Source organism: Bartonella sp. HY761 (genome assembly GCF_026743145.1).
Classification (GTDB): Bacteria; Pseudomonadota; Alphaproteobacteria; order Rhizobiales; family Rhizobiaceae; genus HY038.
This window is the reverse complement of record NZ_CP104887.1, coordinates 2,452,528-2,466,520: the sequence shown is the minus strand read 5'-3', so window position 1 is coordinate 2,466,520 and position 13,993 is coordinate 2,452,528. Positions and strand designations below refer to the sequence as shown.

12 protein-coding genes and 1 tRNA gene are annotated in these 13,993 nt (G+C 42.3%); 9 read left to right on the top strand and 4 right to left on the bottom strand.

The features are described 5' to 3' along the window. Nucleotides 1-3 precede the first annotated feature (3 nt). A complete protein-coding gene (gene argB / locus N6A79_RS10710) occupies nt 4-912 on the bottom strand; it encodes an acetylglutamate kinase (protein WP_182417615.1) in 909 nt (302 codons plus the stop codon). Between the two features lie 179 nt (nt 913-1,091). Beyond that, a complete protein-coding gene (locus N6A79_RS10705; protein ID WP_268545929.1) occupies nt 1,092-1,673 on the bottom strand; it encodes a transglycosylase SLT domain-containing protein in 582 nt (193 codons plus the stop codon). 281 nt (nt 1,674-1,954) lie between these two features. Between N6A79_RS10705 and N6A79_RS10700 the strand changes: the two genes are divergently transcribed. Together N6A79_RS10700 and N6A79_RS10695 are read left to right on the top strand one after the other, a co-directional pair. Next, nucleotides 1,955-2,413 (top strand): hypothetical protein, encoded by a 459-nt coding sequence (locus N6A79_RS10700; protein WP_268545928.1) that lies wholly within the window; start codon nt 1,955-1,957, stop codon nt 2,411-2,413. A 17-nt stretch (nt 2,414-2,430) separates the two neighbouring features. Continuing rightward, nucleotides 2,431-3,612, top strand: coding sequence for an AAA family ATPase (locus tag N6A79_RS10695; RefSeq protein WP_268545927.1), 1,182 nt, complete (start codon nt 2,431-2,433; stop codon nt 3,610-3,612). A gap of 111 nt (nt 3,613-3,723) precedes the next feature. On the opposite strand, the gene N6A79_RS10690 is transcribed toward N6A79_RS10695, so the two are convergent. Together N6A79_RS10690 and N6A79_RS10685 are read right to left on the bottom strand one after the other, a co-directional pair. Then, the gene (locus N6A79_RS10690) at nt 3,724-4,842 is read right to left on the bottom strand and encodes a DegT/DnrJ/EryC1/StrS family aminotransferase (RefSeq protein ID WP_182417612.1); all 1,119 of its coding nucleotides are present in this window, start codon (nt 4,840-4,842) and stop codon (nt 3,724-3,726) included. Between the two features lie 163 nt (nt 4,843-5,005). Next, nucleotides 5,006-5,986 (bottom strand): Gfo/Idh/MocA family protein, encoded by a 981-nt coding sequence (locus tag N6A79_RS10685; RefSeq protein ID WP_182417611.1) that lies wholly within the window; start codon nt 5,984-5,986, stop codon nt 5,006-5,008. Between the two features lie 170 nt (nt 5,987-6,156). Here N6A79_RS10685 and N6A79_RS10680 point away from each other — a divergent pair. The 7 genes from N6A79_RS10680 (at nt 6,157) to N6A79_RS10650 (ending at nt 13,985) form a co-directional block, all read left to right on the top strand. After that, a tRNA-Met gene (locus N6A79_RS10680) sits at nt 6,157-6,233 on the top strand. 311 nt (nt 6,234-6,544) lie between these two features. After that, nucleotides 6,545-8,059: a M81 family metallopeptidase gene (locus N6A79_RS10675; protein WP_268545926.1), complete on the top strand. Its 1,515-nt coding sequence runs from the start codon at nt 6,545-6,547 to the stop codon at nt 8,057-8,059. A 48-nt stretch (nt 8,060-8,107) separates the two neighbouring features. Continuing rightward, entirely contained in the window at nt 8,108-9,049 is a 942-nt protein-coding gene (locus tag N6A79_RS10670; RefSeq protein WP_268545925.1) for an ABC transporter permease, read from the top strand. Further along, the gene (locus tag N6A79_RS10665; RefSeq protein WP_442784232.1) at nt 9,049-9,930 is read left to right on the top strand and encodes an ABC transporter permease; all 882 of its coding nucleotides are present in this window, start codon (nt 9,049-9,051) and stop codon (nt 9,928-9,930) included. The genes N6A79_RS10670 and N6A79_RS10665 overlap by 1 nt, the downstream gene beginning before the upstream one ends. Before the next feature lie 3 nt (nt 9,931-9,933). Then, entirely contained in the window at nt 9,934-11,601 is a 1,668-nt protein-coding gene (locus N6A79_RS10660) for an ABC transporter ATP-binding protein (RefSeq protein WP_268545924.1), read from the top strand. A gap of 11 nt (nt 11,602-11,612) precedes the next feature. Beyond that, the gene (locus tag N6A79_RS10655; RefSeq protein WP_268545923.1) at nt 11,613-12,776 is read left to right on the top strand and encodes a M20 aminoacylase family protein; all 1,164 of its coding nucleotides are present in this window, start codon (nt 11,613-11,615) and stop codon (nt 12,774-12,776) included. A 75-nt stretch (nt 12,777-12,851) separates the two neighbouring features. Beyond that, nucleotides 12,852-13,985, top strand: a complete 1,134-nt coding sequence (locus tag N6A79_RS10650; protein WP_268545922.1) for a M20/M25/M40 family metallo-hydrolase — start codon at nt 12,852-12,854, stop codon at nt 13,983-13,985. Nucleotides 13,986-13,993: the final 8 nt, after the last annotated feature.

The window sequence follows — 13,993 nt, the reverse complement described above, 5'->3', positions numbered from 1 at the left end:
TACTTATCCGCGCACAATCAAAGTGCCGGCACCGCGCTCGGTAAACAGCTCAAGCAAGACTGAATGGGCGGTTTTACCATTAAGAATAACCACACCTTCAACCCCGCGCTGAATGGCTTCAATGCAGGTCTCTACCTTGGGAATCATGCCACCGCTAATTGTGCCTTTTTCAATCATACGGCGCGCTTCGCTTACCGTTAATTCTTTGAGCAATTTACCATTTTCATCAAGAACGCCCGGAACGTCGGTCAAGAATAAAAGCCGCTTTGCAGTTAATGCACCAGCAATAGCGCCAGCAAATGTATCAGCATTGATATTATAGGTATGACCATCGCGCCCCGGTGCAACTGGTGCAATAACTGGAATCATTTCCGAGCGGGCGAGTAAATCTAATAATGTGCGATCAACTTCCACTGGCTCGCCAACAAAGCCAAGATCAAGCACACGCTCAATATTGGAATCAGGGTCAATAACGGTTTTTCGTGCTTTCTCAGCAAAAACCATATTGCCGTCTTTACCGCAAAGACCAATCGCCCATTCACCTTCAGCATTGATCATAGCAACGATTTCTTTGTTAATTGAGCCTGCAAGAACCATTTCAACTATTTCAACGGTTTTTGCGTCAGTAACGCGTAAGCCACCTTCAAATTTTGATTCAAGACCCAATTTTTGCAACATGGTGGCAATTTGTGGACCGCCACCATGAACAACAATAGGATTAATGCCAGATTGTTTTAACAATGCGATGTCACGAGCAAAAGCGCGTCCAAGTTCAGGATCACCCATGGCGTGGCCACCATATTTTACAACGACAGTTTTGTTTTCATAGCGTTGCATATAGGGAAGGGCGGCAGAAAGCAGTGCGGCCTGCTTTTCAAAAATTTCTTGCTGGCTATCAAAATTATCGCTCATGGATATCTCCCTAAAATCAATATTTTGATTTTTTAACCAAACATGCGTCAAGCGCAATAGAATTTTTTATTATTAAGACATTTTTGATGGAAATGATGAAATTAAAATGACAAATATTTTTGGATTATGCCTAACCAATAGGGCCAATTAGGCTCTATTGGTTTAATATGTTTATAATTTTATCGGCGGCCGCATTGGCGCAATTGCATATCATATTGGCGGCTCATTGTTTGCGCGCGCTGCGCACCGCGCGCGGCAATGCCACCGCGTCCATTGCCGCGTGCATAGCCTGTATGGCCAAGATAATAATTGAGATAAAGATTATAGGCATCATGGGGTGCGACACCGTTTTTTTGGACACTTTGGCGGTGGTACCATGCGATAAAGCGGGCGGCATCTTCAAAATTATTACGCCTTGCGCCAGTGCGTCCCGTTTCACGGCGATAGCGATCCCAAGTACCATCAAGTGCTTGCGCATAGCCATAAGCAGTTGATTGTCGTTTCCAAGGGATGAACCCTAATAATTTGGTTCGCGGTGGGCGGGCATTGTGCTTGAAATTTGATTCTGCATACATGGTTGCCAAAATTACCGGTGTTGGAATACCATATTCGCGCTCGGCTTTTTTAACAGAGCGTTCCCAATTGGTGAAAAAGCCGTTCTTTTGGTCAAGAACAGCACAAGCATTGGTCGTACGGTTGGGAGCGCTTGCACACCCAGCCAATAACGCCACTAGCGTTAAAAAAAACAAAATGCGCGACATGTTAATACCTCTAATTGAGGTAAAAGCATAAAACCAATTTTATTAATAAGATGTATATAAACCAATTAACCATAAACTTACCCACACCCCTAGTTTTAATAATTTTATTTTTAAAAATACGCTATGCGAGTGCGGTAGTAAGGTATAAAAATCATCAAGATGCTAAGTATATTTTAGCTAAATTAAGTTTCTTTGGGACTGAATTTTAGAGTTTAATAAATAGAAAAATGCTTTTAAAATAGCGACATTGAGTTGTATTGATATCATTGGGATTGGTTGTCTTGAAGGAAAATATCGCAAATATTATAAATAATATGTTAAAGTGGTCTGCGTTAGATTTTATTGATTATGGTAATAATAATCCCTTTGTGCACTGCGATAAAGATCTACTTAAATTTATTAAAGAGAATAATTGCGTGGATTTTGCCCGTAATGCACATTTAATCGGAAGATTTGCAGGGACAAATAAGACCTATTATGTCTTTTTTGAAGAAGATATATGTAATTGCATTAAAATAGTTGTTCCTATCGATGTGGTCTTTCAAGATCAATATGATGAAAACGGAGGCAGTATTGGCTCACATAGAATTATTCTTCATTTAAAAGATTTTGATAGTGAATTTTTTGTGTTGGATAATAATGTTTTAATTTTTAAAAATGCCGATAGCGCAAATATTTATGGTTTCCATAAAAATTATCAAAAGGATATTGCTTTGCAAAAGCAGATTTATGGTGGTTAGTATCGGAAGGGCGATAAGTGATTGATACATTAGCAATTTTTGGCTATCGCTCAATACGCGATCTCATTGTGCCACTAGACAATCTTACTATTATAACCGGCGCTAATGGCGCGGGTAAATCTAATCTTTATCGCTCATTACGCCTTTTGGCTTCAGCAGCAAATGGCGAGCTTGTTGGTAATTTAGCAAAAGAAGGCGGAATTCAATCAGTATTTTGGGCTGGTCCTGAAAAAATTACCAGAGATATGCGTTCAGGGCGCGCCGCCATACAAGGTACTGTATCAAGTCAAAAAAAGCGTTTAAAGCTTGGATTTTCAAGCCGTAACATGAGTTATGCAGTGGAGTTGGGTTTTCCTACAAGTGGGGCGTTAAATAGCTCTTTAGAAAGCATGGGGCCCTTTCGATATGATCCACTTTTTAAACGGGAAACCTTATGGAGTGGTGCTTTACGCCAATCAAGCATTCATGCCTTGCGCAAGGGCGCTTTATTGTCGTTGCGTGACTTAGAGGGCGAACTTACTCCATCGCGTTTGGAACTTTCTGATTATGAGAGCATGTGCCTTATTGCTGGCGATCCGCAGGCTTCACCACAATTGTTAGAACTACGGGAAACGCTGCTTACATGGCGGTTTTATGATCATCTGCGTACCGATAGCGATGCACCGTCAAGGAAGCCACAGATTGGCACTTATACACCTATTATGGCCAATGATGGTAGCGACGTTGCCGCTGCCCTTCAAACTATTCTGCAAATTGGTGATTATAATTTGTTGGCTGAGATGATCGACCTTGCTTTTCCAGAGGCTGAAATTGATATTACCCACCATGAAGGTTGGTTTGGTCTGCAAATGCGTCAAAATGGAATATTACGCCCTTTAAAAGCTGCGGAATTATCCGATGGAACCATGCGCTATATTATGTTGCTCGCCGCTTTATTAACCCCACGGCCACCAAGCTTGATGGTTTTAAACGAGCCTGAAACAAGTCTACACCCAGATTTATTGCCGGCCTTGGCTAAGCTTATCTGTGCTGCTTCCAAAAACATGCAGCTCATTGTTGTATCGCATGCACAGCCATTGGTTGATTTATTGGAAAAACAAGGCCATGGCACCATATTGAATCTTTATAAAGAATTTAGCGAAACAACGTTTAAAGATAACAATCTTATCAATCGCGTTGGCTGGAAATGGCCGGATTAATAAGTTCTGCTCCAAGATAAATCGGCTATCGTTTTTATATGGCAGATAATTTAAAGCCCTTGATGCGCTAAAACATCAAGGGCTTGTCATTGGGAGGATCAAAAATTTTATTTATTTTTTATAAAAAGCTCTGATTTCCTCTATTATCTTATCTTGGTCGCTTTCGCTTAAATAAGGATGCATTGGAAGGCTTAACACTCTTTCTGCAAGACCTTCAGATACGGGCAAGCTGTCTTGCGCGCGGGCAAAGTCCTTATAGGCTGTTTGTAGGTGTAAAGGCTTCACATAGTAAATTACTGATGGAATCGCCTTTTCTTGCAGATGAGCACGCAAACCATCACGGTTTTCTGCTTCAATTGTATATTGCGCATAAGCAGAACGCGTATTTGCTGGAATAACAGGTGTTTTGACAACATCTTTTAAGCCATCATTGTAACGTTTACCAATAATTTCACGCTTTTGCATTTCGTCTTCAAGGATGGCTAATTTTTCAATTAAAATAGCGGCTTGGATAGTATCAAGACGTGAATTTAAACCAATGCGAACATTGTCATATTGGGTTTCGCCTTTACCGTGGAAAAGGATTGAGCGTAAAATATCGGCAAGTTCGTCACTATCAGTAAACATAGCGCCGCCATCACCATAGCAACCTAAAGGTTTGGCTGGGTAGAAGCTCGTCGATGCAACGTCACCATAAGCGCCACACATAGTATTATCGCTTTTACCGCCAATTGATTGCGCGGCATCTTCAATAACGAATAAACCTTCTTCGCCCGCAATGGCGTTAATTGCCTTATAATCGGCTGGAAGACCAAATATATCAACTGGAATAATCGCCTTTGGTGTAAGGCGACCTTCTTTTTTAATCATTTGGATTGCTTCTTTAAGTTGCTTTGTGTCGATATTATACGTATCGGGTAAAACATCGATAAATACAGGCTCAGCACCTACAAGGGCAATGACTTCAGCCGTTGCCGCAAAGGTAAAGCTTGGGCAAAAAACTGCGTCCCCTGGACCAATTCCTTTGGCCATTAATGGCATAACTAAAGCATCTGTGCCATTGGCGCAGGCAATGACATGCTTTACACCAATATAATCTGCAAGTTCTTTTTCAAACTGCGCTACTTCCGGCCCTAAAATATAACGCCCATCAGCAATAACTTTTAAAACTGCAGCGTTGATTTTATCTTCAATGCGCGCGCGCTGGGCGCCAAGATCTATAAATTGCATAAGGGCGGCTCCGCTTCTTAAAAATGATGGTCTATAACCACCGAATCAAAACATAATCTGTTTTAATCCTGATTTTTGTGAATGGCTACAGCTGAGCGTTCACAAGATTAATAACAACTGTAACAGCTGTTGAACACGTGACTTATAATAAAACAATAACGCTTTAAAGCAAGTCACGCATAGTTCTTGCCCCACTATGATTAACACTGCCAGCAGTTAGAATTTTCAATACTGCAATCGCTTCATGGCCATTGGTGCGCGGCTCGCTACGCGTTTCTATACAATGTAAGAAATGCTGCAATTCGCGTGTCAAAGGCATGCCTTCGTTTACGGCAAGATATTCAGGCTCATTGGCAGTAAATGCCCATTGGCCATTATCCTGCCAAACCGCAAAGCGATAAATGCCAAGTTTACGTTCCCATGGCTCAACATCATCAAACACCGCCATAGCTTTGGTACCGACGACAGTTAAACGCCGCTCACGATAGGGATTAAGGCGCGATGCTACCAAATGGCTGCGTAATCCATTAGGAAATACCATATGCACATGAGCAAAATCAGATAATTGGTCAATAATTGCTGCACCTTCGCCGCGAATTTCTGATGGTTCGCAGCCAGTTAAAGCAAGAATCATTGAAAGATCATGGGGAGCAAGATCCCATAATGCATCGCTTTCAGTATGGAATTTACCAAGCCCCATACGGTGGCTATGAATATATTTTATCTCACCCAATTCACCAGAATTGACGAGCTCCATGAGTTTTTCAAAAGCTGGGTGAAAGCGCAAAACATGGCCAACCATAAAAATGCGTTTATTTTCTTCAGCAATTCTAACTTCTCGTTCGGCATCTTCAACATTGAGGGCGATTGGCTTTTCCACAAGAACATCTTTGCCGTTTTCTACAGCGCGAATCGCATTTTGAGCATGAAACTGGGGTGGCAAAGCCATGACAATTGCATCAATATCTGGACGAGTGAACAAATCATCAATAGCAATTGCCTCGACATCATGTTCAGCTGCAAAGCCCTCGGCGCGGTCGGTATTAGCGTCAGAAACCGCGGCCAATGCTCCAAGGCCTTTTAAAGTGCGAATATGGTTACTCCCCCAATAACCGCATCCTAAAACTGCTACGCGTGGCGACATTTCAATCCATTCCTTTAATAATATTGTTTCAATATCCGCCTTATCGTCATATGACAAGAGATAAAGCGATAAACAATGCTTGACAGATTAATTTTAGCCCTTTATATCCACGCCACCGACAGCGAAATCGGCAACAATATTGATTTGCAGAATTGATTATTTGTTGATTTGGCGGAGTAGCTCAGTAGGTTAGAGCAGAGGAATCATAATCCTTGTGTCGGGGGTTCGAATCCCTCCTCCGCTACCATTATTTTAAAAAATAATGGTAGCTTTTATTTTTGGTTAAATTCCCAATTTATAGCCAATATTTATTGAAAATTTTTGCTGCTGCTGCTTCCTATCATTAGGAAAATTTCAGAATTTGTAATATTTAATTATTTTTTGCAAAAAAATTATCAAACTTATTAAAGATTAAAATCTGACGGTACTAATTTTATATCCTCAATATGGCTTACTTAAAATTATATTGAAATTTTAAAAAGGCAATTGACAACTTTCCATTTCCCTATAGGCTGAACGTATAAAAGATATATCCAATAAGGATAAAGGGAACAAGTTGTGAAAAAAATTGCTTATGCAGGGTTTCTGCACGAGTCCAATTCTTTTGCGCCTTATTCAGCTGATTTAGACGATTTTGTGCAAGGTGGCGGTTATATTCCATTATCTCGTGGGGACGAGATTTTAACCAATGCTGCAAATGTTAATCTCGCGATTTCAGGTGGTTTACAATATGGGATCCAGAAAAATTGGACTTTATTACCAACACTTTGGGCGGGAGCAATTCCATCAGCTCCACTTACCTATGAGGCTTATGAAAACCTAACATCTGAAATTATTGATCGCATAGCTTCTCTTGATGCTATTGATGGCATTTTTTTGGATCTTCACGGCGCAATGATGGCCGAGCACGTGGATGATGGCGAGGGTGAGTTGCTTGAGCGATTACGTAAAGTTGTTGGATACGACATTCCCGTCGTATGCGCGCTTGATCTTCATGGCAATATTACCAAAAGAATGTTTGCATTAGCTGATGCACTTATTGGCTTTCGAACTTACCCCCATATTGATATGAAAGAGACAGGTTATCGCGCTGCTAAAGTTCTTGATCATCTTATGCAAAGCCAAGAAAACTGGCATAAAGCCATGCGACGCGCTGATTTTTTAACGCCAATTGCTTGGCAATGTACAAGCCTAGAACCTGCGGCCAGTCTTTATAAGCTCGTAGAAAAAGCCGAAGATAGTCCACATATTTCGTCAATTTCACTATTCATGGGGTTTCCTGCGGCTGATTTTGATGAATGTGGCGCTACTATTTTTGTTTATGGGGATGATATAAACACTGTTGAAGCGCATGCTGATAGCTTACTTGACGAACTAAATGATCGCGAAAGCGCATTTAAAGGCAAAGCTTGGTTACCCAGTGACGCAGTGAATGAGGCAATGTCGCGTGCATTAACGTCAAATCTTCCCATCATAATTGCTGATACTCAAGATAATCCAGGTGCAGGCGGTTCCTCTGATACCACGGGCATGATTGCCGCTTTGGTTAATTGTGGTGCCACCAAAGCTGCTATTGGTCTTATTGTGGATGCGCAAGCGGTAGCCAGTGCCCATCGATTACACGAAGGCGATCGCTTCCATTGTAAACTTGGTGGAAAATCTGGCATCCGAGGCGATCAACCTTTTGAGGCAGATTTTACTATTGAGCGGCTGTTTGACGCTAAGGTGAAGGCAACAGGAGCTTATTTCGGTGGCACTGAGATGGATCTTGGGCCAGCAGTTTGCCTGCGCATTGATGATGTACGTATTGTTGTTACAACCCATGCGGCGCAAATGGCAGATCGGGCATTTTTTCAAATGGCTGGTATTATCCCAGAAGAACAAAATATTTTAGTGGTGAAAAGTTCGGTGCATTTTAGGGCTGATTTTACCCAAATAGCGCAGGACATTATCGTTGCTACTGCGCCAGGCAGTATGCCGCTATCACCGGCATCGCTTCCTTGGAAGAAACTACGGGCAGACTTAAGAGTTGAGCCCGATGGACTCATGTTTTCGCAATTATCCAATGTTTAGGCATATGTCCTAACCACTTGATTATTATTCTTTCTAAAGGTGTTCTTAATGCTTAAATACACCCTTAAACGTATAGTTTCCATTATTCCGGTTTTATTCTTGGTGGCTATTTTTGTATTTTTATTATTGCGACTAACCCCGGGAGATCCTGCTGCAATTATTGCAGGTGATGCGGCAACGCCAGAGCAACTGGATAAAATCCGTACTGCCATGGGGCTTAACGAACCATTGATTGTCCAATTTTATCATTGGTCAATGGATCTTTTGCGCGGTAATTTAGGAAATTCGCTTATCTCAGGCGTCCCAGTTAGTGATATGATTGCTGATCGGCTTTCTGCCACTATTTCAATCGCGATTTTTACCATTATACTTTCGGTGCTTATTGCAATTCCAATGGGTGTCCTAGCTGCTTGGAAACACCGCTCATGGATTGACCATTTTACGATGAGCTTTTCCGTTTTGGGCTTTTCAGTGCCGGTGTTCCTTGTTGGTTATGTCTTGATTTTAATATTTGCAGTTCAATTGAAATGGTTTCCTGTGCAGGGCTTCACGCCAATTTCGCAAGGGCTTTTACCATTTTTACAAAAAGCATTTTTGCCGGCCGTCACTTTGGCAACCATTTATGTTGCTTTGATTGCCCGTATGACGCGCGCGGCCATGCTTGATATTTTGAACGAAGATTTTATTCGCACCGCTCGCGCTAAAGGCGTGGGGGAAAGCCGCATTTTATTTGTTCATGCACTTCGCAATGCTGCCGTACCCATTGCAACGATTGTTGGCACGGGCTTTGCCCTCTTGATATCGGGCGTTGTCGTGACTGAAAGCATCTTTAACATTCCAGGGATAGGGCGCTTGACGGTAGATGCAGTCTTAGCACGTGATTATCCAATTATTCAGGCGATGATCTTGCTCACAAGTGGTGTTTATATTTTTATCAACTTGTTAATTGATATTTCTTATGTAATTTTTGATCCAAGGATACGTTACTGATGAATGTACCTTCAACTCCTTCAAAAAACCTTTGGCTATTGCGTATCATTTCGTTTCCAAACTGGATGCGTCTTGGCTTTGGACCAATTATCGCGCTTGTTATTTTGTTGATTATTATAATAGTCACACTAGCTGCACCCTATATTGCAACCCATGATCCATTGCAGATTAATGCAATGGCAAGATTACAACCGCCAAGTAAGGAACATTTTCTTGGTACTGATAATTATGGCCGCGACTTATTTTCACGCATGATTTTAGGTGGGCGTATTTCACTGGTTATCGGAATTTTTGCGGCATTATTCTCGGTGGTTGTTGGTATTGTTTTTGGGCTTCTTGCCGGCTTTTTCCGTGTAGCTGATGGCTTTATAATGCGCGCCATGGATGCATTAATGGCCATGCCGTCAATATTGATTGCCATTGCATTGGTTGCTTTAAATGGTCCATCAATTGCATCGGTTATTATCGCAATCACCGTTCCAGAGGTGCCGCGTGTGGTAAGACTTGTGCGATCGGTCGTATTAACAGCGCGTGAAGAACCTTATATTGAAGCGGCGACGACTTTGGGAAGTAGCACATCAAAAATACTTTTCCAGCATTTGTTACCCAATACTATCCCACCTATTATTGTGCAGGGCACTTATGTCTTGGCATCAGCCATTCTTCTGGAAGCTATTTTATCATTTTTAGGTGCAGGTATTAGCACTGAGATTCCAACATGGGGTAATGTTATGGCTGAAGGACGAGTCTTCTTTCGTATTAAACCCTCTTTAATTCTTTGGCCTGGTCTTATGCTCGCTCTTTGCGTTCTTAGTATCAACCTTTTGGGTGATACTGCTCGTGACAACCTTGACCCTAGACAGAAAAAACGGGAGAGTTAGAAATTGTTTTTTAAAAAACGTGACTTTTCAGACCAAGATGTCGTTTTCAAGGTAAAAGATCTTGTCGTCCAGCTTGATAATCTTGACCATTTGCCACCCGTGTTAAAACAGGTTTCTTTTGAAATTCGCAAAGGGGAAACTGTTTGTCTCGTGGGCGAATCCGGCTCCGGCAAATCGGTAACCTCGCTTGCAACAATGGGGCTTTTACCCAAAGGCGCATTATCAGTTAAATCGGGTTCGATCAACTTGCAAGGTCGTGAGCTTCTTGATTTATCCGCGGCGCAAATGCGTGAGCTGCGTGCCACCAAATTATCGATGATTTTTCAAGAGCCAATGACGGCGCTTAATCCGGTGATGCGAGTTGGCGATCAAGTTATGGAGGTTCTTGATTTACATACAAAACTACCAAAGGATGAAAAGCGCAAGCGCGTTATTCATATGTTGGAACAAGTCCACTTACCCGATGTACAACGTATTTTTAATTCTTATCCCCATCAATTGTCGGGTGGACAACGCCAACGTATTATGATTGCAATGGCTCTGATTATGGAGCCGGCGCTTCTTATTGCCGATGAACCAACCACAGCGCTTGATGTGACAACCCAAAAGCAGATCCTATCACTTATTGATGAAATGCAAAAAAGCCATGGCACAGCGGTTTTGTTTATCACTCATGATATGGGCGTTGTTGCCGAAATTTCTGATCGCGTTTGTGTTATGCGTACAGGTTCTATTGTTGAGCAGGGCAGTGTTGAAGATATCTTTACAAATCCTCAGACTGATTATTGTAAAGAGCTTTTAAATTCCGTGCCAAGTCTTATTCCACGCCAACCGCGCCCAAATAGCGATGAAACTTCAGTTATAAAAGTCGTAGATTTGGGCATGGAATATTTTTCAAAAGGCTTTTTTGCTAAAAAAAATATTGTTAAAGCGGCGACTAATGTCAATTTTTCGATTTCGCCGGGGCGAACATTGGGTATTGTTGGCGAGTCTGGATCGGGAAAAACGACGGTCGCACGCTCAATCATGCGGCTTATAAAGCCAACAGAGGGAAGCATATATTTAGGCAGGGATGATATTGCTGGCCTATCTGCTCACCAAATGAAACCCTATCGTAAAAAGTTACAAGTGGTTTTTCAAGATCCTTTTCGCTCTCTAAATCCGCGTTGGACAATTCAGCGTAGCTTGATTGAAGGACCGCTTAATTATGGGGTTAGCCGTGATCAGGCCATAAGTGAAGCGCAACGCTTGTTAAATATTGTGTCGCTGCCCGAAGATAGTTTAAATCGTTATCCGCATCAGTTTTCAGGTGGTCAGCGTCAACGCATAGCGATTGCACGTGCTGTCGCCCTTAAACCTGATATTTTGGTTGCTGATGAGGCTGTTTCGGCTCTTGATGTTTCTGTGCAGGCGCAAGTTTTACAACTTTTAGATGATTTGCAAAAAGAAACAGGCATTACAATCATCTTTATCACTCATGATTTGCGTGTCGCAGCCCAGATTTGTGATGATGTTATTGTGATGCAAAAGGGGAATGTGGTTGAACAAGGGCGCGCTATTGATGTGTTAGGCACGCCCCAGCATGACTATACGAAATCATTAATTGATGCTGCACCAAGCCGTTTTTGGGATTTCCAACGCCGGCAACCAATCACGCTTTCTGCATCTTAATGGGGGTTATTATGGCGAATATTATTCCTTTTATTTCTGAGCATGAACACGAAATGCGGACATTATTTGAGGATTTGCATCAGCATCCCGAAATTGGCTTTGAGGAGACCCGTACCGCAGCAATCGTTGCCAAAAAACTACAAGAATTTGCCTTTGATGAAGTTCATACCAATGTTGGTAGAACTGGGGTTGTTGGTATTTTACATGGTAAGATGAATGGCAATCGCACCATTGGTCTTCGAGCTGATATGGATGCTTTGCCAATTGAAGAGCAAAGTGAACTTGCTTATAGCTCTAAAGCTGCCAATAAAATGCATGCTTGCGGCCATGATGGCCACACCACCATGTTGCTAGGCGCGGCGCAATATTTGGCCCAGAGCCGAGATTTTAAAGGAACTGCGGTTTTTATTTTTCAACCAGCAGAAGAAGGATTGGGCGGTGCAAAGGCAATGCTTGCTGATGATCTATTTCAGCGTTTTCCTTGTGATGAAATTTATGGCATGCATAATAAACCGCAGGCAAAGCTTGGAACAGCAGCAATCCGTAAAGGGAATGCTATGGCTGGCGCAAGTTTTTTTGATATTGTCATCCATGGTAAGGGTAGCCATGGTGCGCAACCACAAGACTCTAAGGATGCGCTTTTTATAGGTAGCGCCTTGGTGCAACAATTACAGTCGATTGTTTCGCGTAATATTGTTGCAACCAGTACGGCGGTATTGTCATGTACCAAATTTCATACAGGGAGTGCCTATAATATTATTCCTGAAACCGCAGAAATTGGCGGTACTTTAAGGTTTTTTGATCTTGAAATACGTGATTTGATGCAGAGACGCATGACGGCAATTTGCCAAGGATTGGCCTTGGCGCATGATATAAAAATCACAATTGAGTTTAAAGAAATTTTCGATGTTCTGTTCAATGATGCAGACTGCACTGACGCTTATATAGCCGCTACAGCCGAAATTTTAGGAATGGAAAATATCAATATAGATGCGCCACCTATGATGGGAAGTGAAGATTTTTCTTTCATGCTGCGCCAAGTGCCGGGTGCTTACATCAATATTAATCACCCTGGTCCGCAAGCGGTTCATAATCCGGGTTTTATATTTGATCCAGATTTGCTGCCAATTGGTGCATCGATTTATGCACGCCTTATTGAAATGCGGTTAGCTTAAACAAGCCATGCATAGACGCAGAACAGGCAAATGTGAGCGATAGATAAGAGTATAAGTATTTTGGGAGAAGATATAATGGGTTTTCTTGATCTACCATTTGATGAAAGTGACATGATAGAGCGACTTGGCACATGGGTTAAATGTGAAAGTCCAACCTATGATGCGGCAGCAGTTAATAGAATGATGGATTTGGTTTCTTATGACCTTGTGCTTGCCGATGCGATGATTGAACGAATTCCTGGGAGAATGGGCTTTGGTGATTCCATACGGGCTACATTCCCGCATAAAAATGCTGGGCAACCGGGAATTTTAGTTTCTGGCCACTTTGATACGGTTCATCCAATTGGTACATTACAGCAAAACCCATTTCGGTTGCAGGACGGCAAATTATATGGGCCAGGTATTCAGGATATGAAGGGCGGCAATTTTGTTGCACTTGAAGCAATGCGAATGCTTCGTCAACACGGCCTAGAAACATCATTGCCAGTTACGTTTTTATTTACGCCAGACGAGGAAGTAGGAACTCCATCAACACGCACGCTGATTGAACAAGAGGCATTGCGTAATAAATATGTTTTGTGCCCTGAACCTGCGCAAGAAAATCAAGGCGCAACGACCGGTCGCTATGCCATTGCGCGTTATAATATTAGAACAAGCGGTGTTCCCTCCCATGCTGGGTGGCGGCTTAAAGAGGGACGTTCGGCCATCGCTTTAATGGCTGAAAAAATTGGTGAAATTGAAGCCATGACCAGCGAAGATTGCACTTTTAGTGTTGGTGTCATTCGTGGCGGGCAATGGGTTAATTGCGTGTCATCTACCTGTGACGCCGAAGTTTTGAGCATGGCAAAAACCCAAGAGGATCTTGATGCGGGTAACGCCAAGATGCGTGCTTTAACTGGCGATTTTAATGGCGTTAAATTTGAGGTGAAATGCGGCGTTACACGGCCAGTCTGGTCACCAGAGCTTCCAGAAACAATGGCTCTTTATAATGTTGCAAAGGATTTAGCGGCGCAAATTGGTTTTCTCATGAGTTCAAGCAGCCAAGGAGGCGGGTCTGACGCCAATTTTACCGGTGCTTTGCGGATAGCTAGTCTATGCGGGGTTGGTGTTCTGGGGGCTGGGCTGCACACTTTAAATGAGCATATATTAGTTTCGTCCTTGCTTGAGCGGGCAAAACTAATGGCAGGATTATTTACACGACTTGAATAATTTTTGCA

Excerpts from the sequence above, each read along its gene's own strand:
- N6A79_RS10690 (WP_182417612.1), bottom strand. The coding sequence starts at position 4,842 with ATGCAATTTATAGATCTTGGCGCCCAGCGCGCGCGCATTGAAGATAAA.
- N6A79_RS10670 (WP_268545925.1), top strand. The coding sequence starts at position 8,108 with ATGCTTAAATACACCCTTAAACGTATAGTTTCCATTATTCCGGTTTTA.
- N6A79_RS10685 (WP_182417611.1), bottom strand. The coding sequence starts at position 5,986 with ATGTCGCCACGCGTAGCAGTTTTAGGATGCGGTTATTGGGGGAGTAAC.
- N6A79_RS10650 (WP_268545922.1), top strand. The coding sequence starts at position 12,852 with ATGGGTTTTCTTGATCTACCATTTGATGAAAGTGACATGATAGAGCGA.
- N6A79_RS10705 (WP_268545929.1), bottom strand. The coding sequence starts at position 1,673 with ATGTCGCGCATTTTGTTTTTTTTAACGCTAGTGGCGTTATTGGCTGGG.
- N6A79_RS10655 (WP_268545923.1), top strand. The coding sequence starts at position 11,613 with ATGGCGAATATTATTCCTTTTATTTCTGAGCATGAACACGAAATGCGG.
- N6A79_RS10665 (WP_442784232.1), top strand. The coding sequence starts at position 9,049 with ATGAATGTACCTTCAACTCCTTCAAAAAACCTTTGGCTATTGCGTATC.
- argB (WP_182417615.1), bottom strand. The coding sequence starts at position 912 with ATGAGCGATAATTTTGATAGCCAGCAAGAAATTTTTGAAAAGCAGGCC.